Below are 19,517 nucleotides of genomic sequence, written 5' to 3'. Positions count from 1 at the left end.
GCTCGCGCTGTTCGGCAAGATCACCGACGGCCTGCTCGGCCTCGCCGAGCGCCGGCCGCTCCGCCGCTGGAGCTAGTCAGCCCCGCAGCGCCTCCCCCCGCAGCTGGTCCCACAGCGCCACGACGTGCTCGCGCTCGGTCGCCACCGACCCGATCGCGACGCGGACGACGTATCGCCCGTCGACGACGGTGTGGGTGAGCAGTGCGCTCCCGGTGGCGTTGACGCGCTCCGACAGGGCCCGGGTCGCGTCGTCGCCGGCCTGCAGCCGGAAGCACACCAGCGACAGGGACCGCGGCACCGCGAGGACGAAACCGGGCTCCGCGACGATCCACGACTCCAGCTCTGCGGCGAGCGCCACGTGCCCGCGCAGGTGCGCGCGCAACCCCTCCAGCCCGAACCCGTGGATCACCGCCCACAGCTTCAGCGCGCGGAACCGGCGGCCCAGCGGCACCTGCCAGTCGCGGTAGTCGACGACCGCGCCGGAGTCGGTGGCGCTGTTGCGCAGGTACTCCGGGGTGATCGACAGCGCGGCGGGCAGGGCGGCGGCGTCGCGCACCCACAGCAGCGAGGCGTCGAACGCGGTGAGCAGCCATTTGTGCGCGTCGGTGCAGAAGGAGTCGACGTGCCGGGTGCCGTCGAGCAGGTCGCGGTGCTCCGGGCACAGCGCCGCGACGCCCGCCCAGGCCGCGTCGACGTGCACCCACACGCCGTGCGGGGCGGTGACCGCGGTGATCGCGGCGACCGGGTCGACCGCGCCGGTGCCGGTGGTGCCGACGGTCGCGCAGACGAGCACGGGCCGCAGGCCGGCGGCCACGTCGGCGGCCAGCATCTCCGCGAGCGCGTCGGCCGACATCGCGAGCGAGCCGCGCGAGGGCGGCACGACCCGCAGCGCCCGGGCGCCGAGCCCGGCCACCCGCACCGCCTTGGCGAGCGAGGAGTGCGTCTCGGCGGTGACGTAGACGCGTTCGGTGCCGTCGACGCCGGACTCCCGCCACGCGCCCCCCGACGTCCGGTGCAGGGCCGCGAGCAGGGCGACGAGCGCGGCCGAGGACGCGGAGTCGGCGATCGTGCCGCCCCCGCCACCGGCCCAGGTGAACGCCGGATCGAGGCCGAGCGCGTCGGCCAGGCCGTCGAGCAGGACCTGCTCGACCTCGGTGGCCGCTGGCGAGGTCGACCACAGCATCCCCTGGACGCCGAGCCCGCCGGAGAGCAGGTCGCCCAGCACGGAGTGCAGCGAGGCGTTGGCCGGGAAGTAGCCGAAGAACCCGGGGTGCTGCCAGTGCGTGGTGGCCGGGACGACGACCCGGTCCAGCTCGCCGAGCAGCGCGCCCAGCTCCCGGGGCGCCTCCGGGAGGGCGTCCGGCAGCTGCGCCCGGACCCAGCCCGGCTCCACCGCCGGGCGCACCGGCAGGTCGCCGACGCCGGCGCGGTACCCCGCGATCCAGTCGACGACGGCGTACCCGAGCCGCCGGAACTCCTCGGGGTCGAGATCGCTCACGAGAACCTCTCACTCAACCAGCCCGTGACGGCGTCGAGCACCTCGGGCGCGATCGTGGTCTCGATCGTGCCGTACTCGGTGATCGAGCCCGTGGCCGTCGGCTGCATGAGGTGGTTGAGGCCGGGGAACGTCCGCACGATGGCGTCCGGGCCGCCCGCGAGCAGCTCCCGCATCGGGCCCTCGCTCTGCGACGGCGGCACCTGCAGGTCCTTGTCCCCGAAGAACGCGAAGACCGGGACGTCGAGCGCGCGCAGGGCGGGGGCGGGGTCGTAGAGCAGGAACGGGGCGAGGTCGAGCGTCGAGTCCACGATCGCGTCGACCTGCTCGGGGCCCGGGCGCTGCGACTCCGGCAGCGTCGCGAGCTGGCCGATGATCTCGTCGCGCGACCGGGCCCTGGAGGCCTCCACGTCGCCCGCGCGCAGCAGGTCGGTGAACTCGGCGAGGAACGCCAGGTAGGCCTCCGTGTCGGCCGGGTCGGCCCCGGCCTGCTCGCGGAGCAGCCGGTTCTGCAGGATCAGCACGTCCTCGCCCGACACGGCGGGCCCGGCCATCGACACCACGAACGCGACGTCGCCGCGCGACGCGGCGAGCGGTCCCAGGTAGCCGCCCTCGCTGTGCCCGAACAGCCCGACGCGCGCCGGGTCGATCGCCTCGGTGCCCCGTAGGAACGCGACGCCGGCGAGCGCGTCGTCGGCCAGCACCTCGTAGGCGGTGCCGGACGCGGCGCCACCGGAACCGCCGACGCCGCGGTCGTCGGTGCGCAGCACGGCGAACCCGGCGCGGGTGAGGGTGTCGGCGAGCAGCAGGAACGGCTTGTGGCCCTCGATGGTCTCGTCGCGGTCCTGCGCCCCGCTCCCGGTGATCATGACGACGGCCGGGAACGGCCCGGCGCCCTCGGGGCGGGTGAGCGTGCCGGCCAGCGTGACCTCGCCGCTGGGGAACGTCACGTCGTCGGCGCGGTAGGGGAACGGCGGCTGCGGCTCCTGCGGGCGGGCCGGGGCTGTGAGCTCGCCGCGGGCCAGGGAGAACGGGATGGTCGGGGCGGAGCCCTGGGTGTAGTCGCCGGCGACGGTGTCGCCGTCGAGCGTTCCGCGGAACGTCGCGCCGCCGGGGGCGTCGGGCAGGGCGAACGTGACGGCGGTGCCGTCGACCCGCACGTCGCGGAGCGGGAGCCCGCTCACGCCCTGCGCGGGGATGTCGATGCTCCCGCCGTCGCCCGCGAACGTCACCTGGACGTCCAGGGGCGAGCCGGGCGCCTCGATCCGGCCCTGCCAGGTGCCCTCGATCGCGGTGGGCCCGGGCGGGGCCCCGCACGCGGCCAGCAGGACGAGCACGATTCCCATGATCCACCACCTCACGGGCGCCACCGTAGCCGTACTCAGACGGCGGGCTCCGCCACGGACGCGGCGCCGTGGGCGGCCCGCAGCACCGTCTTGAGCACCTTCCCGCTCGGGTTGCGCGGCAGCGAGTCGACCAGCACCACGTGCCGCGGGCGCTTGTAGGCGGCCAGGTGCTCGCGGGAGAACTCCTCGATGTCGGCGGCGGTCGGCGGGTCGGCCGGGTCACGCGGGGAGATCACGGCGAGCGGGGTCTCGCCGTACCGCTCGTCCGGCACGCCGATGATCGCCACCTCCGCGACCTTCGGGTGCGCGGCGAGGGCGTTCTCGACCTCGGCGCAGTAGATGTTCTCCCCGCCCGAGATGATCATGTCCTTCTTGCGGTCGACGACGTAGAGGTAGCCGTCGGGGTCGGCGCGCACGAGGTCGCCGGAGTGGAACCAGCCGCCGCGGAACGCCTCCGCGGTCTCCTCGGGCTTGTTCCAGTACCCCGTCATGACGGTCGGGCCGCGGTAGACGATCTCGCCGACCTCGCCCGGCGCGACGTCGGTCATCTCGTCGTCGACGATCCGGACCTCCACACCGACGATCGGCCGCCCGATCGAGCCGATCTTGCGGATCGAGTCCTCTCCGCCGAGCATGCAGGTGACAGGGCTGCACTCGGTCTGGCCGAACGCCGTCATGACCTCGGCGTCCGGGAACGTGTCGATCATCGTGCGCAACAGCGTGGTCGACGCGGGCGCGGCCCCCCACACCGCGCGGCGCAGCGCGGACAGGTCCCGGTCGCGCACGCCCGGCACCGCGACGATCGCCGCCCACTGCGCCGGCACGAAGAACACGGTGGAGACGCGCTCGCGCTCGAGCAGGTCGAGCATGGCCGACGGGTCGAAGCCGCCCGACGGGGTGAGCACGGTGGTGCCGCCCGCGACCAGGGTGTTGTAGAAGCCCGACACCCCGGCGATGTGGAACAGCGGCGCCCCCGACATCCCCACGTTGCCGGAGACGCCCGAGCCCGCCTGCAGGGCGTTCGCGTAGGCGTGCAGGTACATGTTGCGATGGCTGAGCACCGCGCCCTTGGGCCGACCGGTCGTGCCCGAGGTGTACATGATCAGCCCGGGTGCGGTGTCGTCGACGGGCTGCTCGGCGTAGTCCTCCGACCCGCCCGCGAGCAGCTCCTCGTGACCCGCGCCGATCGTGACGACGGTGCCCGCCCCGGCGGCCCGCGCGAGCGGCGCGAAGGTGTCGTCGGCGACGACGACCGTCGCCCCGGAGTCGGTGAGCAGGTAGGTGACCTCCTCGGCGACGAGCCGGAAGTTCACCGGCACGCAGATCGCCCCGAGCCGCAGTATCGCCGCCATCGCCTCGATCAGCGGCACGCTGTTGAGCGCCAGTACCGCCACGCGGTCGCCCGGGCCGACGCCGTGGCCCGCGAGGACCGACGCCATCCGGCTGACACGCGCGTGCGTCTGCGCCCAGGTCAGGGTGACCTCCCCGTCGCGGAAGGCGATCGCGTCGGGGGTGGTGCGGGCGAAGCGGGCGACGAGGTCGCTCATCGTCATGCCCTGTCCGGAGATGCCCTGGGACGTCATCACCCCACCCTGGCCGGGGGTCACCGCAGGGGCAAGGGGACCGTGGGGCAGGGTCGCCGGGTGACCACCGTCCCCGACACCCGGCTGCGCCTGCTCCAGGCCGCCGCGCTCACCAGCACGTGCGACCGGTTCGCGATCGCGCCGCTGCTCGTCGTGATCTCCCTGGACCTGGGCGCGTCGCTGGCCGCCGTCGCGACGGTCGCGAGCGTCTACTTCCTGGCCTACGGCCTGATGCAGCCGGTGTGGGGGCTGATCAGCGACCGGATCGGGCGGGTGCGGGTCATGCGGATCGCGCTGGTCGGGGCCGCTGTCGGTGGCGTCGGGTCGGTGCTCGCACCCGACCTGCTGGTCCTGGGGATCATGCGGGCCGTCGCGGGCGGCAGCTTCGCCGCGCTGATCCCGACGACGCTGGTCTACGTCGGCGACGCCTGGCCCGCCGACGTGCGGCAACGACCGCTGTCCGACGTGCTGGCCGCGTCCTCGCTGGGCGTGGCGGCGGCGACCGCGGGCGCGGGCCTGCTCGCCGACCTCGTCGGCTGGCGGATCGTCCCCGGGGTGACGGCGGTCGCCGCGGTGGTGCTGTGGTTCGCCCTCGCGCGGCTGCCCGAACCGGACCGGGTCCCGACCGGCGGCAGCCCGTGGCACGCGCTGCGCGGGGTGCTGCGGGTGCCGTGGGCGGTCGCGGTGCTGGTGCTCGCGTTCAGCGAGGGGATCGTCGTGCTCGGTGTGCTGACGTTCCTCGCGCCCGCCGCGCAGTCGCTCGGCACCAGCGCGACCGTCGCCGGGTTCCTCGCCGCCGGGTACGGGCTCGGCGCGCTGGCCTGGTCGCGGCTGGTGCGCCGGCTGGTCGGGCGGGTGCCCCCGGCGGGGCTCGCGGCGATCGGGGGTGCGTTCCTCGTCGCCGCCTGGATCGTGCCCGCGGTGGCGCTGAACCTGGTGACGATCGCGGTGGCGGGCGTGCTGGTCGGCGGGTCGTGGGCGTTCCTGCACTCGACGCTGCAGGCGTGGGTCACCGAGGTCGTGCCGGAGCAGCGGGCGTCGGCGGTGGCGTTGTTCGCGGCGTCGCTGTTCCTGGGCAGTGCGGCGGGCACGGCCCTGTTCGCCCCGCTGGCCCAGGCGGGGGCGTACCCGCTGGTGTTCGGGCTGGCGGTCGCGGCAGCGGTTCCGGTGGCCGTGCTGTCGGCGGTCGGGCGCCGGGCCTACGCGCGGAGCGCATGACGGATGTGACGGTCCGCGGACGGGGTGCGCCGGGCCCCGGCCGGTCGGCGATCATGGCCGCGTGACCGCCCCGACCCCCGTCCGCCACCGCACGCGGTGGGACCTGGTCGCCGTCGGCGCGGCCGCGGCGCTCGTCGTCGCCGCGCACCTGGTGGGGGAGTCGCTCAAGGCCGCGGGCCAGGACATCTTCCTCGGCCTGCCGCCGCTGCTGGCGGTGTGGCTGCCGCACGTGGGGCCGGGCACGCCGGTCGCGGTCGTCGTCGCGGTGCTGGTCGTCGCGCGCGGCCCGGACCTCGCCGCACGCCTGGCGTGGCGGCCGCTGTTGCTCCTCGCGTATGGCGCGTCGGCGGTGTGGACGGTGTCGCTCGCGCTCGTCGACGGCTGGACCCGCGGCGTCGTCGAGCGGCTGAGCAGCGACCAGGAGTACCTGTGGGACGTCCCGCGGGTCATCGACGTGCCGACGACGCTGCGCACGTTCTCCGACTTCATCCTGCCGGGGCCGGACATGTGGGTCACCCACGTCGGCGCGCACCCCCCCGGGGTCTTCCTGGTCTACGTGGTCCTGGACCGCCTCGGTCTGGGCGGCGGCGGGCCGTCGGGCGTGGTGACGATGCTGGTGGGGGCGTCGGCGTGCGTCGCGGTCGCGGTGACGTTGCGCGCGCTCGGCGTCGAGTCGCTCGCACGGGCGGCGCTGCCGTTCGGCGTGCTGTTCCCCGGCGCGGTGTGGGTCGGGGTGTCGGCCGACGGGATGTTCGCCGCCGTGCTGGCCTGGGGGGTGGCGCTGCTCGCGATCGGCGCGGCCGGAGGGCGCGCGGTGCCGGCGTTCGCCGGGGGCGTGCTGCTCGGGTACTGCCTCTACCTGTCCTACGGCCTGGTCCTCGGCGGCCTCGTCCCGCTGGCCGTGCTGATCCTCACGCGCGCGTGGCGGGCCGCGGCGTGGGCGGCGGCCGGGGTCGCCGTCGTCGTCGCCGCGTTCACCGTCAGCGGGTTCTGGTGGTTCGACGGCTTCGAGCGGGTGCAGGTGATCTACGCGCTGTCAGTGGCCTCGACCCGGCCGTACGGCTACTTCGTGTGGGCCAACCTCGCGGCGCTCGCGATCGCCGTCGGCCCCGCGGTCGTCGCCGGGCTGCGGCGGACCCCGTCGCTCCCGGCGCGGGCCGGGTGGCTCGTCGCGGCCGCGGGGGCGGCGATCCTGCTCGCGGACCTGTCCGGGCTGAGCAAGGCCGAGGTGGAGCGGATCTGGCTGCCGTTCGGCGTCTGGCTGGTCGTCGCGTGTGTCGGAATGCCGCACCCGCGCCGCTGGCTGGCCGCGCAGGCGGGGCTCGCGCTGGCGGTGAACCACCTGCTGCTCACCGTCTGGTGAGGGGCACGATGGACGGGTGGACGCCGCACGCGAGGAACTGCCCGCCGGCCCGGTGACGCTGCGGCGCTGGACCGCGGCCGACGTCGACGACCTGTACCGGGTGGTGGGGGAGTCGCTGTCCCACATCGGGCCCTGGATGGCGTGGGCCACGCACGGCTACTCCGACGCCGACGCCCTGCGGCACGTCGAGCACGTGCAGGAGGAATGGGCGCACGGGAGCGGGTACGGCTACGCGATCCGGCTCGGTCACGGTGCGCTCGTGGGTGGTTGCGGAATGTCGAACCGGATCGGTCCCGGCGGCCTGGAGATCGGTTACTGGCTACACCGTGCCCATACCGGGCACGGATACATCACAGCCGCCGTCGCGGCACTGGCGGCCGAGGCGTTCCGGATCGGGGCCGACCGTGTCGAGATCGTGCACGACGTGGCGAATCTGCGCAGTGGGGCCGTACCCCGACGTCTCGGATTCACCGAGGTGGCCCGCCGCCCGCCCCAGGAGGAACTGTCCCCCGGGGAGGCGGGCGAGGACGTGGTGTGGCGGCTGCTCGCGCCCTGATCAGCGGTTCCGGCGCCGATCAGTGGTTCTGGTGGTAGGCCTCGAGAACGTTGGACGGGATGCGACCCCGCTCGGAGATCTTCATCCCCTGCGCGACGGCCCATTCACGAATGGCCTGGTTCTGCTCACGGTCGGTGCTCGGCCGGGCCGCCGGGGTGGCCGACGAACCACCGGAGCTGCGGCGGCCACCGGAGCGGCGGGCCGCGGAAACGAACGGGGCCAGCGCGTCGCGCAAACGCGAGCTATTGGCGGTGGAGAGATCGATCTCGTAGGCCTTGCCGTCGATCGCGAACTCGACCTGCTCGTCGGCCTCGGAACCGTCGATGTCGTCGACCAGGGTAACGGTGGTGTGCTTCGCCACGCACGTGCCTTTCTCGGGATCGTCAATTGTTCGAGGTCGACGATAAAGGATGCGATGCCGCATTGTCGAACAGGGGTCGTTATTCCACCCCCGGGACGGGAATGGTGTCTCTCGATGGTCGAGATGCCTGCTATCGTCGGTGACGTGGACGGTGATCGGGACGAGTTGGTGCGCCTGTTGCAGGCCTATGCCGCGGAGGCCGAGCGGCTCAGTCAGGTCTTCGCCGACCGCCAGGGCATGCACGCCACCGACCTGTCGGCACTCCTGGCGGTGATGCAGGCCGACCGTGCGGGCGAGCCGCTCACCCCGGGGCGCCTGGGCCGGCACCTCGGGCTGTCGTCGGGGGCCACGACGGCGGTCGTCGACCGGTTGGAGCGCGCCGACCACGTGCGCCGCGCCCGCGACGACCGCGACCGTCGCCGCGTCACGCTGCACTACGGCGCCGCGGCGGAGCAGGTCGGGACGGCGTTCTTCGGGCCGCTCGGTGCGCGGATGGACGAGATGCTCGCCGGCTACGACGCCGCGGAGCTCGCCGTCGCCCGGCGCTTCCTCGGCGACGCCACGGAGATGGTGCGCGCGTACCGGGAGTCGGTGGCGCCGCCCGTGTCACCGCCCGTGTCGCCGCCCGTGTCGCCGCCTACCGGGGGCTGACGCGGTCCCACGCGCGCCGCCAGGCGGGGCGGGGCGGGGCGGCCTCCAGTGCCACCGGCGTCGTGCCGGGGGCGGGCGGCAGGGCCACCTCGATCTCGCCGCCGAGGCGGAACCCCGCGGTCAGCTCCAGGTCGTCGCCGCTCCAGAAGCGGCCGGGGTCGTACCAGTTGGGCCGGCGGTCGCGGGGCAGCAGGCCCATCTCCTCGTAGGTGAGCGCCACGACCTCCGCGCAGTAGGCGGTCTCCAGCCCCGCCGGTTCGACGTCCTGCGTCCGGCGCCACGGCAGCTGCGGGGTCCGGCCCCACAGCCAGCGGCCGGTGAGCCGGGCCGTCGAGGGGAAGGGGGTGCCGTCCAGCCGCGCGACGGCGCGCAGGGCCCCGTCCTCGATGTCGCGGCCCTCGTGCCGGTGCGCGTCCGGACCCTCGAGCTGCCGCAGCCAGCCGCGTTGCCCGTAGCGGTGCCCCCACTGCAGGACGGCGTCGCGCATGTCGTGCAGCTGTACGCCGCGCTGGTGCTGCCCGGTCCACAGGTCCAGCAGGGAGCGGCCCAGCTCGGCGTGCCACATCATCGGCGGCAGGTCGTCGACGACGATCGCCATGCCGACGTGGTTGACCGGTGAGTTCGTCAGCCCGCGGATGGCGCGGTCGGCGCCGCTGCTCCCGCGGAAGACCCAGATGTCGCCGGTCCGGGCGAGCTCGCAGGCCCGGTCGAGGGTGATCAGACTCGTTCCTGAACCAGGGGGCCGCACGCCGGTACGGTAGCGACATGCGCTGGTGGAAGCTGATCGGACTCGCCGGGCTGGCCGGGGTCGCCGCGACGGGTGTGGTCACGGTCCGGGCGGAGCGCAAGCGGCAGGCCTACACCCCCGACGAGATCCGCTCCCGGCTGCACGAGCGGGCCGCGCAGGCGGGAGCGAAGCCGGCGAACCAGGCGTCGGCGCGCTAGAGGTCCGCCGTCGCGCCCACCAGGTACTCCGCGAACTTCTCCCGCGCCGCCACCGCCCGGGTCGGGACGTGCTCGGTCGGCACGTCGGTCGGGGTGTAGCCGCGCAGGATCCGCTTCGCGACGGTGGCCTTGTGCACCTCGTCGGGTCCGTCGTAGATCCGGGCGGCGCGCGCGGCGCGGTACATCTCCTCCAGCGGGAGGTCGCCGGAGAAGCCGAGCGAGCCGTGCACCTGGATCGCCCGGTCGATCACGTCGTGGAGCACCTTCGCGCCCCAGTACTTGATCATGCCGATCTCCAGCCGGGCGTCGGACGCGCCGACCTGGTCCATCGTCCACGCCGCGTGCAGCGTGAGCAGCCGCGCGGCCTGCATCTCCGCGGCGCTGGTGGCCACCCAGTCCTGCACCATCTGCTTGTCGGCGAGCACCGACCCGTGCGTGTGCCGGCTGACGGCGCGCTCGCAGAGCATGTCGAACGCGCGGCGCGACTGCCCGAGCCAGCGCATCGCGTGGTGGATGCGGCCGGGGCCCAGGCGCTGCTGGGCGAGCCGGAACCCGTCGCCGGGGTTGCCGACCAGGTTCTCCTTCGGCACCCGCACGCCCTCGTAGAGCACCTCGGCGTGCCCGCCGTAGAGCTCGGGGGAGTGGGTGGGGTGGTCCATGACGGGGATGTCGCGGACGACGTTCACCCCCGGCGTGTCGGTCGGCACGATGATCATCGAGCTGCCCTGGTACGGCGAGACGTCCGGGTCCATCACGCACATGACGATGAGGAAGTCGGCCTGCGAGGCGTTGGAGCTGAACCACTTGTGGCCGTCGATGACGTAGTCGTCGCCGTCGAGGACGGCGCGGGTCGTCAGCAGCGTCGGGTCGGCACCCGCCCCCGGCTCGGTCATCGAGAAGCAGCTGCGCAGCTCACCGCGCAGCAGCGGGTGCATCCAGCGCTCCTGCTGCTCCGGCGACCCGCCGATGGCGAGCAGCTCGGCGTTGCCCGAGTCGGGGGCCTGGTTGCCGAAGATCCCCGGGGCGTAGCGGCACTGGCCGAGGATCTCGTGCATGAGCCCCAGCCTGACCTGCCCGAACCCGCCGCCACCCAGCTCCGGCGGCAGGTGCGCGGCCCACAGCCCGCGCTCCTTGACGCGCTCCTTGAGCGGGGCGGTGATGCGCGCGAACGCCGCGCGGTCGAGGTCGAGCGTCTCCAGCGGGATGATCTCCTCGCGGACGAACCCCCGCATCCACTCCAGCTGCGTCTCGAACTCCGGTTCGGTGGAGAAGTCCCAAGCCATGCCGTCACCGTAGGTATCGGACATGCTGACGTCCATGCAGCCGCACAGCTTCGAACCCCTGACCCCGGTGTCCTTCCTCGACCGCGCGGCGGCCGCGCACGGCGACCGCACCGCCGTCGTCGACGGGGAGCGGCGCTGGACCTACACCGAGCTGCACGACCGCTGCCGTCGCCTGGCCGGAGGGCTCGCGCCGCTCGCGGACGGGCGGCCGGTGGCGGTGCTCGCCCCGAACACGCACGTGCTGCTGGAGGCGAACTTCGGCGTGCCGTGGGCGGGGGTGCCGCTCGTCGCCGTCAACACCCGGCTCTCGGCGGGGGAGGTGGCCTACATCCTGGAGCACTCGAACGCCTCCGTGCTCGTCCACGACCCCGTGTTCGACGACCTGGTGGACGCGGTGTTCGGCACGCTGGACGCCCCGCCGCAGCGGATCCGGGCCGGCGCGGAGTACGAGGCGCTGCTCGACGGCGCGACGCCGCTCGCCCGCGCGATCGACGACGAGCGCGGCCTGCTCTCGATCAACTACACCTCCGGCACCACCGGGCGGCCCAAGGGCGTGATGTACCACCACCGCGGCGCGTACCTGCAGGCGCTGGCGATGGTGGGGCACACCGGGCTGACGCCGAGCGCGGTGCACCTGTGGACGCTGCCGATGTTCCACTGCAACGGCTGGTGCTTCCCGTGGGCCGTCACCGCGGCCGGGGCCACGCACGTCTGCCTGCCCAAGGTCGACCCCACCGAGGTGTGGCGGCTGATCCGCGAGGAGGGCGTCACGCACCTCAACGGCGCGCCGACGGTCCTGTCGATGCTGGCCTACGCGGCGGAGGCGGCGCCGCTGGAGGGCCCGCCGGTGAAGGTCGCGACGGGCGGGGCGCCGCCGAGCCCGGCGATCCTGCGGCGGATGGGGGAGCTGGGGTTCGAGGTCACCCACCTCTACGGGCTCACCGAGACGTTCGGGCCGGTCATGATCTGCGACTGGCGGCCGGAGTGGAACGACCTGGACGCGGGCGAGCAGGCGCGGCTCAAGGCGCGCCAGGGCGTCGGGAACATGATCTCCTGCGCGGTGCGGGTGGTCACCGACGACGGCGCCGACGTGCCGCGCGACGGGGAGTCGGTCGGGGAGATCGCGCTGCGCGGCAACAACGTGATGCTCGGCTACCTCGACGACGCCGACGCGACGGCCACCGCGATCCCCGACGGCTGGTTCCGCACCGGCGACCTCGGCGTCATTCATCCCGACGGCTACGTGGAGCTGCGCGACCGCTCCAAGGACGTGATCATCTCCGGTGGTGAGAACATCGCGTCGGTGGAGGTGGAGCAGGCCATCGCCGACCACCCCGCCGTGCTGGAGGTCGCGGTGATCGCGGTGCCCGACGAGAAGTGGGGCGAGGTCGCGGCCGCCTACGTCACGCTGCAGCAGGGCGCGAGCGCGACGGAGCAGGAGATCATCGACCACGTCCGGGAGCGGCTGGCGCGGTTCAAGGCGCCGAAGACGGTGACGTTCACCGACCTGCCGAAGACCTCGACCGGGAAGATCCAGAAGTTCGTGCTGCGCGACGAGGCGTGGAAGGGGTCCGAGCACCGGATCCGGTGAGGGGGAGGGGGAGGATCGTGCGGTGATCCTGCACGTCGTCCCGCTCGACCTCCCCGGACTCGGCGTCGGTGAGGCCGCCCGGCGCCTCGCCCACCGGGAGCGGGTCACCGCCTGGGCGGGGGACTGGTCGACCGGCGGCCTCGTCACCTGCGACCCGGTGCCCGGCGACCTGTTCCCCGCGCTCCCCGCCGTCGCGCCGGACCCGGCGCACCCCGACGCCGTCGGCGGGGGCTGGTTCGGCCACCGCGGCTTCGACGGCACCGACTCGTGGGCGTCCTACCGCGACGTGCTCCGGTTCGACGGCACGGCCTGGTTCCACGAGGCCCTGCTCGACGGCGCGTTCGACGCCGCGGCCGCCCGGCGGCGGGCCGCCGAGCTGGCCGCCGACCTGCGCCGGCCGGCCCGGACCGTCCCCGCGCGGCTGGAGGTCACCGCGTTCCCGGACCGGACCGCGCACGTCGTCGCGGTGGAGCGGTGCGTGCAGGCGATCCGGCGGGGTGAGATCTACCAGGCCAACATCGCCTGCCACGTGCACGGGCGGCTGCACGGGTCCCCGCACGACGCCTGGGCCCGGCTCGTCGAGGCCCACGCACCCGCCCGCGCCGCACTGGTGGCCGATCCGGGCCGGACGGCGGTCGGCGCGAGCCCCGAGCTGTTCCTGCGCCGCCGCGGGCGCACCGTCGAGACCTCGCCGATCAAGGGCACCCGCCCGCGGACCGGGGGCCCCGACGACGCCGCCGAGCGACAGCGGCTCGCCGCGTCGACCAAGGACGCGGCCGAGAACGTCATGATCGTCGACCTGATGCGCAACGACCTCGCGCGCGTCTGCTCCGACGTCACCGTGCCGCGGCTGCTCGAGATCGAGCCGCACCCCGGGGTGTGGCACCTGGTGTCGACGGTGCGCGGCACCCTCGACACCGACGACGCCGGGCTGCTCGCGGCGACCTTCCCGCCCGGCTCGGTCACCGGCACCCCGAAGATCCGGGCGGTCGAGCTGATCGGCGAGCTGGAGGCGGAGCCGCGGGGGCTGTTCACCGGGATGCTCGGGTACCTGAGCCCGCTCGCCGGCGTCGAGCTCGCGGTGGCGATCCGGACGCTGGAGGTCGCGGCGGACGGCACGGCGCGGCTCGGGGTCGGCGGCGGCGTCACCGTCGACTCGACCCCGGTGCAGGAGTGGGCCGAGTGCCGCACGAAGGCGGCCCCGCTGCTCGCCGCGCTCGGCGCCGCACCGTGGCCGCCGGACCCGGCGCCGAGCCGGCTCGCCGACCCCGCCGCCGGGCTGTTCGAGACCCTGCTCGCCGTGGACGGGCGGCCGCGGCGGGTCGCCGAGCACGTGCGGCGGCTGCAGACGTCGTTCGCCGAGTGTCACGGACGGCCCCTGGACGCCGACGTGGCGGCCGCGATGACCACCGGTCCGCCCGGCCCCGCCCGCGTCCGGGTGGACGCGTCGCCGGACAGCAGGCTCGCGGTGCGCGCGGCCCCGTTCGTCCCGGTGCCGCTCGCCGCGCAGCCCGGCCTGGACCTGGTGGTGCACCGCCTGGGACCCGCCGGGGCCCCGCGGCACAAGTCCGCCGACCGCGACTGGACGGCGACGGTCGAGGCACCGCTGGGGCCGGACCAGGCGGCACTGCTGGTCGACGACCGCGACGTGGTGCTGGAGTCCACCCGCTCCGGCGTCGCCGTCGTGCTGGGCGGGCGCGTCACCGTGCCGCCGCTGGACGGGCGGATCCTGCCGGGTACCGCCCGCCGCGCGCTGCTCGACGTCCTCGACACCGCCGAGCTGCCCTACGACCTGCGCGCCCCCGCGCTCGGCGAGCTGGCCGGCGCCGACGGGATGTTCCTGCTCAACGCGCTGCGCGGGGTGCAGTGGGTGCGCTCGGTGCCCGGGCGGACCTGGACCGCGCCGGACCCGGTCACCGTGCGGGCGGCGCAGCTGCTGGACGCGGACCGAGGGTGAGGGTCAGCGCCTGCTCCAGGTCGGCGACCAGGTCGCGCGGGTCCTCCAGGCCCACCGAGAGGCGCAGGTGGCCCCACCGGCGGAACTCCTCCGGGTAGTGGGCGACGCGCGGGCCGTCGGTGCCGACGTGCACGATCAGGGTCTCGTCGTGCCCCAGCGACACCGCCGAGGTGATCAGCTCCAGCGCCGCGACGAACCGGTTCTGGGTGGCCGGGTCGCCGCGCACGGCGAAGGCGAGCATGCCGCCGGACCCGCCGTCCAGGGTGCGGGCGGCGAGCGCGTGCTGCGGGTGCGAGGCCAGCCCGGGGTAGGCGACGTAGGCCACGCGCGGGTCGGCGTCCAGGAACTCCGCGACGACCTGGGCGCCCGCGCAGTGCGCCCGCATCCGCATCGGCAGCGTCACGGCCCCGCGCATGATCAGCCAGGCGTTGAACGGGCTGATCGTGCCCCCGACGTTGACGCCCGCCTCCAGCCGGATGCGGTCGACCAGCTCCGCCGCCCCGATCACCGCGCCGCCCATCGCGTCGCCGTGCCCGTTGACGTACTTGGTGAGCGAGTGCACGACGAGGTCGGCGCCCAACTCCAGCGGGCGCTGCAGGACGGGTGTGGCGAACGTGGCGTCGACCGACAGCAGCGCGCCGCCCTCGTGCGCGACCTCCGCGACGGCGGCCACGTCGGTGATCTTCGTGGTCGGGTTGGCCGGGCTCTCGACGTGCACCAGCCGCGTCCCCGGACGCATCGCCGCGCGCACCGCGGCGACGTCGGAGGTGTCGACGAGCGTCGTCGTGATGCCGTACTTGGCCGGCAGCAGCTCGGTGAGGAGCTGGTACGTGGCGGCGTAGGTGACGTCGGAGCAGACGACGTGGTCGCCGGTGCGCAGCAGCGTGAAGAACACCGCGTGCAGCGCCGCGACCCCCGTGGCCGTGGCGAACGCGGCCTCGCCCCCGTCCAGCGCGGCGAGCTTGCACTCCAGCCAGCCCTGGTTCGCGCCGCCGTTGCGGGTGTAGAGCGGGGTGCCGGTGCCCGACCAGCTCAGCTCCGACGGGTCCTCGGGCAGCGCGTAGGAGTTCGCGGCCACCAGGGGGCGGCGGATCGCGCCGGTGCCCGGGTCGACGGCGTTGCCGGCGTGGACGGCCCGGGTGGCCAGGTGCCGCTCCGTCACGTCTGCTCCGGACCCAGCTCGGCGACGAACTCCTCGACGAACCCGCGCCACGACGCCACCGGCGCGAGCGGGCGCACCACGAACTTCGTCACGCCGACGTCGACGAACGCCCGCACCTGGGTGCGCGCGGCGGCCCACCCGTCGGCGACGAGCAGGGCCGGGTCGACGTCGGGGCGGCGCTGGGCGGTCTGGGCCAGCACCGCGGCGCGGTCGGCGTCGGAGGTGCCGGGCGGGAGCAGGGTGATGTTCGTGCCGTAGTGGTCGTCCTCGATCTCGCGGCCCGCGTCGGCGGCGGCGCGCTCGATCCCGGCCCGGCACTCCGCGGCCTCCGCCGGGGTGACGGCGGCGCCGAGCCACCCGTCGGCGAGGCGCCCGATCCGGCGCAGCGCGACCGGGGCGCTCCCGCCCAGCCACAGGTCGAGCGGGCGTGCGGGCAGTGGGCCGACCGCGGCGTCGTCGAGGTGGAAGAACTCGCCGTGGTGGGTGACCGACGGCTCGGACAGCAGCCGTCGCAGCACGACCAGTGCCTCGTCGAACACCGCGGCGCGCTCGCCGGGCACCGGGTAGAGCCCGCGGTCGCGCTTTCCGACGGCGCGGACGCCGAACGTCGGCAGGATCCGCTTCGGCGCCAGCGCGACGAGCGACGCGAGCTGGGCCGCCACCAGCATCGGGTTGCGCCCGGGCAGGACGAGCACGCCGGTGCCGAGCTTGAGCCGCCGCGTGCGGCCGGCCGCGTAGGCCAGCCCGACCAGCGGGTCGACGGCGTCGGAGGAGGCGAAGTCGGGGAGCCAGATGGAGTCGACGCCCGACTCCTCGCACGCGTCGACGTAGTCACCGAGGTCGTCGTGGGGCACCGACCCCAGGCCGATGCGGATCTTCGACTGCGTGTGGGCCTTCGACTGGAGCAGTGATGGAGGCACCCCGCGACGTTATCCCGCCGACGGCTCCGTCGCGGGGCCCGTCGCGGAGCGCCAGGCCACGAGCCGGTCCTCCGCGCTGCGGACGTCGCGGATCGCGTGGACGGCCGCCGCCTGCTCCGCGGTGGCGCTGTGTTGTGCGACCGCGCGCTCGGCGTCGGCGAGGTCGCGCACCGCCACGGCGTCGTCGGCGTGCGGGTAGATCGTGGGCAGCGGGGCGGCATCCGAGTCGACCCCGTCGGCGGCCCCGCTCTCGCCCGCCTGCCGGTACGGGTTGTCGTCGGGCAGCCGGCCGGTGAACCGGCCGTACGCGCCGAGCACCATGAGCAGCCCGCCGGCGAGCAGGCTGAAGATCACGTTCGACATCCGGAACGCGAGGACGTTGAACGGGGTGTCGAGCACCAGGACACCTCCCACTCCGGAGAGCAGGAACGCGACGCCGATGCCGAACGTCACCGTCGAGGCCGTCCGCCCGCCGCGGACCGCCGCGGCCACCAGCAGCGCCGCGGTGACGAGGCTGATCACCGAGAGCAGCCCGTTGGAGGAGAGCCCGAGGATCGGGGTGCCGCTCGTGGTGAAGAGCTCGAGCTGGTTGACCAGGCCGAGCACGCCGAACACGACGAGGCCGGACGCGAACGCCACCGCCCCGATCCGGTGCACGAGCCCCAACCGGGTGCCGGGTTCAGGATCGCGCCGAGAGTTGTTCACACGACCCAGCGTGACCCCGTTCGCCCGGTCCCGCCACTCGACGCCGAGCCGCGCGGAATGTCGCGGAAAGGCATTCCGTCCGATCCGACGCCTGATCGCGCGGGAATGGTAGACCGGAGACCGTGCGGAGAGCGGGTGCGGGAACACGGTTGGTCGGGCTGGTCATGGCGGGGGGCCTGGTGGCCGCGCTGATGTCGTTGCCGCTGGTCGGAGGCCTGGGCCTGGTGGCGGAACGGGCGAGCGGATCGGCGACGGAACTGTCCCCGGAACTGCGTTCCGGAATCGTCCCGGAAGCGAGCACCGTGACCGATTCGACCGGTGCGCCGATCGCCTATCTCTACGACCAGTTCCGCATCCCGTCCGGTTCCGTCTCGGCGGCGATGCGGGCGGCGATCGTCGCGATCGAGGACCGGCGGTTCTTCGACCACGGCGGCGTCGACCCGATCGGCACCCTGCGCGCGTTCGTCCACGACGCGAGCGGGGGAGCGCAGCAGGGCGGCTCGACACTGACCCAGCAGTACGTGAAGAACTACGAGCTCTACGTCACCGCGACCACCGACGCGCAGCGCGCGGCCGCGGTGGCGCCGAGCGTGGCGCGCAAGGTCACCGAGGCGGAGCTGGCCGTGCAGCTCGACCACGCGCTGAGCAAGGACGAGATCCTCGCCCGCTACCTCGATCTCGTGTACTTCGGCCACGGTGCGTACGGGGTCGGCGCGGCGGCACGGGCGTACTTCGGGACCACGCCCGACCGGCTGAGCGTCGCGCAGTCCGCGCTGCTGGCCGGCCTGGTGCAGAGCCCCGCGCAGGACGACCCGGTCGCGCACCCGGCCGCCGCACTCGCCCGGCGCGGGCTGGTCCTCGACGCGATGCACGGCCAGGGGGCGATCGACGACGCGCAGTACGCCACGGCGGCCGCCGAGCCGCTGGGGGTCGGCGACGTCGGGGTGCCGCGGGCGGGCTGCAGCGCAGCGGGTGACGCGGGGTACTTCTGCGCCTACGTCAGCTCCTACCTGCAGGCGGCCGGACTGTCGCCGGAGCAGCTCGCGGGCGGCGGGTACACCGTGCGCACCACCCTCGACCGCTCCGCGCTCGACCACCTCGTCACCTCCCTGACCGCGCAGGCCCCGCCGGGCACCTCGCACGTCGCCGACGTCATGTCGGTGGTGGCGCCGGGCGCCGACCGGCACCCCGTCGTGGCGATCGCGGCGAACCGGCCGTTCGGCAACGGGGAGGGGGAGTCGGCCTACGACCTGCCGGTGGTGCCGGAGAACCTCGGCGCCGGCTCGGTCTACAAGATCTTCACCGCGGCGGCGGCGCTGGACCAGGGCATCGCGGGCATCGACACCGTCCTCGACGTCCCGGCCGGCGGCTCCACGCTGCCCAACTACCGCGGTGCCGACGGTCGCCCCTCGCCCGTCCGCAACGCCGGGACCTACCCGTCGCGGCTCTCGCTCACCGACGCGCTCGCGCAGTCGCCGAACACCGCGTTCGTCGAGCTGGAGGGGCGGACGGGGGTCGCGCCCGCCGTCGACATGGCGCAGCGCCTCGGCCTCACCTCGCTCGACACCCCCGGCCCCGACGGCCGGTCGACCGCCGACGTCGCCCGCGAGGAGGACCAGGCGTCGTTCACGCTCGGGGTGTCGCCGACGAGCGACCTGGAGCTCGCGAACGTCATGGCGACCATCGCGAGCCACGGCACCTGGTGCCCACCGACGCCGATCACCTCGGTCACCGACCGCGACGGCGACGCCGTGGCGCTGACCGAGCCGCCGTGCACGCAGGCCGTCGACCCGGGCCTCGCCGACACGCTCATGGTCGGGCTGAGCCGCGACGCCGCCCCGGGCGGCACGTCGGCGTCCGCCGCGGCGTCGAGCGGGTGGGACCGGCCGATCGCGGCGAAGACCGGCACGACGCAGGACCAGGAGTCGGCGGCGTTCGTCGGGGCGACGCCGCAGCTGGCCGGGGCGGTGATCACCTTCGACGACTCGGCGTCGCCCCGCCCGATCTGCGACGGGTCACCCCCGCGCAGCTGCGCGAGCGGCACGCTGTTCGGCGGAACGGTGCCGGCCCGCACGTTCTACCGGGCGATGGGCCCGATCCTCGCCGGGCAGCCGGTGGCCGACCTCCCGGACCCGGACCCCCGCTACCTGGACGCCCGCTGACGGACCGCCCGGACCAGCAGCGCCACGCCCGCGACGACGCACACCAGCCCCACCACCAGCCAGAACCGGGAGCCGGTCATGAAGCTCCCGGGCAGCACGTTCGCGCCCTGCAGCGTCCAGACCGCCCCGACCAGGAGCAGCAGCACGCCGAGGACGGTGGGGACGACACGGGTCATGCGGCCGATCATGCCCCACCCCGAGTTTCGACGCCCTGTAGAA

18 protein-coding genes are annotated in these 19,517 nt (G+C 74.6%); 8 read left to right on the top strand and 10 right to left on the bottom strand.

The genetic code is table 11. The features are described 5' to 3' along the window. Positions 1 to 76 precede the first annotated feature (76 nt). From I4I81_RS09735 to I4I81_RS09725, 3 genes are read right to left on the bottom strand one after another with little or no spacing between them, the layout of a single operon-like run. Entirely contained in the window at positions 77 to 1,498 is a 1,422-nt protein-coding gene (locus I4I81_RS09735; protein WP_218604518.1) for a pyridoxal-dependent decarboxylase, read from the bottom strand. After that, the gene (locus I4I81_RS09730; protein ID WP_218604517.1) at positions 1,495 to 2,841 is read right to left on the bottom strand and encodes an alpha/beta hydrolase family protein; all 1,347 of its coding nucleotides are present in this window, start codon (positions 2,839 to 2,841) and stop codon (positions 1,495 to 1,497) included. The genes I4I81_RS09735 and I4I81_RS09730 overlap by 4 nt, the downstream gene beginning before the upstream one ends. 35 nt (positions 2,842 to 2,876) lie before the next feature. After that, positions 2,877 to 4,424 carry a long-chain-fatty-acid--CoA ligase gene (locus I4I81_RS09725; RefSeq protein WP_218604516.1) on the bottom strand — a complete coding sequence of 516 codons (1,548 nt, stop codon included), beginning with the start codon at positions 4,422 to 4,424 and terminating at the stop codon, positions 2,877 to 2,879. A gap of 60 nt (positions 4,425 to 4,484) precedes the next feature. Here I4I81_RS09725 and I4I81_RS09720 point away from each other — a divergent pair, with 60 nt between their 5' ends. The 3 genes from I4I81_RS09720 to I4I81_RS09710 all read left to right on the top strand — a co-directional run bounded on the left by I4I81_RS09720 (position 4,485) and on the right by I4I81_RS09710 (position 7,561). Further along, positions 4,485 to 5,642 (top strand): MFS transporter, encoded by a 1,158-nt coding sequence (locus I4I81_RS09720; RefSeq protein WP_226363856.1) that lies wholly within the window; start codon positions 4,485 to 4,487, stop codon positions 5,640 to 5,642. 61 nt (positions 5,643 to 5,703) lie between these two features. Then, positions 5,704 to 7,005: a hypothetical protein gene (locus I4I81_RS09715; RefSeq protein WP_218606066.1), complete on the top strand. Its 1,302-nt coding sequence runs from the start codon at positions 5,704 to 5,706 to the stop codon at positions 7,003 to 7,005. Positions 7,006 to 7,021: 16 nt separating this feature from the next. Then, a complete protein-coding gene (locus tag I4I81_RS09710) occupies positions 7,022 to 7,561 on the top strand; it encodes a GNAT family N-acetyltransferase (protein WP_218606065.1) in 540 nt (179 codons plus the stop codon). Between the two features lie 19 nt (positions 7,562 to 7,580). Here the strand turns inward: I4I81_RS09710 and I4I81_RS09705 are convergent, their stop codons facing one another. Beyond that, a complete protein-coding gene (locus I4I81_RS09705) occupies positions 7,581 to 7,922 on the bottom strand; it encodes a histone-like nucleoid-structuring protein Lsr2 (RefSeq protein ID WP_218606064.1) in 342 nt (113 codons plus the stop codon). 144 nt (positions 7,923 to 8,066) lie between these two features. Here I4I81_RS09705 and I4I81_RS09700 point away from each other — a divergent pair, with 144 nt between their 5' ends. Next, positions 8,067 to 8,573 (top strand): MarR family transcriptional regulator, encoded by a 507-nt coding sequence (locus I4I81_RS09700; RefSeq protein ID WP_226363855.1) that lies wholly within the window; start codon positions 8,067 to 8,069, stop codon positions 8,571 to 8,573. Here I4I81_RS09700 and I4I81_RS09695 read toward each other — a convergent pair. Further along, positions 8,560 to 9,321, bottom strand: a complete 762-nt coding sequence (locus tag I4I81_RS09695; RefSeq protein WP_226363854.1) for a hypothetical protein — start codon at positions 9,319 to 9,321, stop codon at positions 8,560 to 8,562. The genes I4I81_RS09700 and I4I81_RS09695 overlap by 14 nt on opposite strands. A 17-nt stretch (positions 9,322 to 9,338) precedes the next feature. Between I4I81_RS09695 and I4I81_RS09690 the strand changes: the two genes are divergently transcribed. Then, positions 9,339 to 9,518, top strand: coding sequence for a hypothetical protein (locus I4I81_RS09690; protein ID WP_218602514.1), 180 nt, complete (start codon positions 9,339 to 9,341; stop codon positions 9,516 to 9,518). Here the strand turns inward: I4I81_RS09690 and I4I81_RS09685 are convergent. Further along, positions 9,515 to 10,825 carry an acyl-CoA dehydrogenase family protein gene (locus tag I4I81_RS09685; protein WP_225924528.1) on the bottom strand — a complete coding sequence of 437 codons (1,311 nt, stop codon included), beginning with the start codon at positions 10,823 to 10,825 and terminating at the stop codon, positions 9,515 to 9,517. The genes I4I81_RS09690 and I4I81_RS09685 overlap by 4 nt on opposite strands. Positions 10,826 to 10,835: 10 nt before the next feature. Here I4I81_RS09685 and I4I81_RS09680 point away from each other — a divergent pair, with 10 nt between their 5' ends. Together I4I81_RS09680 and I4I81_RS09675 are read left to right on the top strand one after the other, a co-directional pair. Beyond that, positions 10,836 to 12,392 (top strand): acyl--CoA ligase family protein, encoded by a 1,557-nt coding sequence (locus I4I81_RS09680; RefSeq protein WP_218602513.1) that lies wholly within the window; start codon positions 10,836 to 10,838, stop codon positions 12,390 to 12,392. A gap of 22 nt (positions 12,393 to 12,414) precedes the next feature. Beyond that, a complete protein-coding gene (locus I4I81_RS09675; RefSeq protein ID WP_218602512.1) occupies positions 12,415 to 14,349 on the top strand; it encodes a bifunctional chorismate-binding protein/class IV aminotransferase in 1,935 nt (644 codons plus the stop codon). Here the strand turns inward: I4I81_RS09675 and I4I81_RS09670 are convergent. From I4I81_RS09670 to I4I81_RS09660, 3 genes are read right to left on the bottom strand one after another with little or no spacing between them, the layout of a single operon-like run. Further along, on the bottom strand, positions 14,306 to 15,511 hold the full coding sequence (locus tag I4I81_RS09670; protein ID WP_218602511.1) for a trans-sulfuration enzyme family protein: 1,206 nt from the start codon (positions 15,509 to 15,511) through the stop codon (positions 14,306 to 14,308). The genes I4I81_RS09675 and I4I81_RS09670 overlap by 44 nt on opposite strands. Further along, entirely contained in the window at positions 15,508 to 16,431 is a 924-nt protein-coding gene (locus I4I81_RS09665) for a TIGR03854 family LLM class F420-dependent oxidoreductase (RefSeq protein ID WP_226363853.1), read from the bottom strand. The genes I4I81_RS09670 and I4I81_RS09665 overlap by 4 nt, the downstream gene beginning before the upstream one ends. 9 nt (positions 16,432 to 16,440) lie before the next feature. After that, on the bottom strand, positions 16,441 to 17,136 hold the full coding sequence (locus tag I4I81_RS09660) for a DUF4383 domain-containing protein (protein WP_226363852.1): 696 nt from the start codon (positions 17,134 to 17,136) through the stop codon (positions 16,441 to 16,443). A 302-nt stretch (positions 17,137 to 17,438) separates the two neighbouring features. On the opposite strand from I4I81_RS09660, the gene I4I81_RS09655 reads away from it, so the two are divergent. Further along, complete coding sequence (locus I4I81_RS09655) at positions 17,439 to 19,298, top strand: transglycosylase domain-containing protein (RefSeq protein ID WP_226363851.1); 1,860 nt, start codon at positions 17,439 to 17,441, stop codon at positions 19,296 to 19,298. Here the strand turns inward: I4I81_RS09655 and I4I81_RS09650 are convergent. Beyond that, positions 19,280 to 19,474, bottom strand: coding sequence for a hypothetical protein (locus tag I4I81_RS09650; protein ID WP_218602509.1), 195 nt, complete (start codon positions 19,472 to 19,474; stop codon positions 19,280 to 19,282). The genes I4I81_RS09655 and I4I81_RS09650 overlap by 19 nt on opposite strands. Positions 19,475 to 19,517: the final 43 nt, after the last annotated feature.

This window comes from Pseudonocardia abyssalis (genome assembly GCF_019263705.2).
Taxonomy (GTDB): domain Bacteria; phylum Actinomycetota; class Actinomycetes; order Mycobacteriales; family Pseudonocardiaceae; genus Pseudonocardia; species Pseudonocardia abyssalis.
The sequence above is the reverse complement of the archived record's forward strand: the minus strand, read 5'-3'. Positions and strand labels throughout refer to the sequence as shown.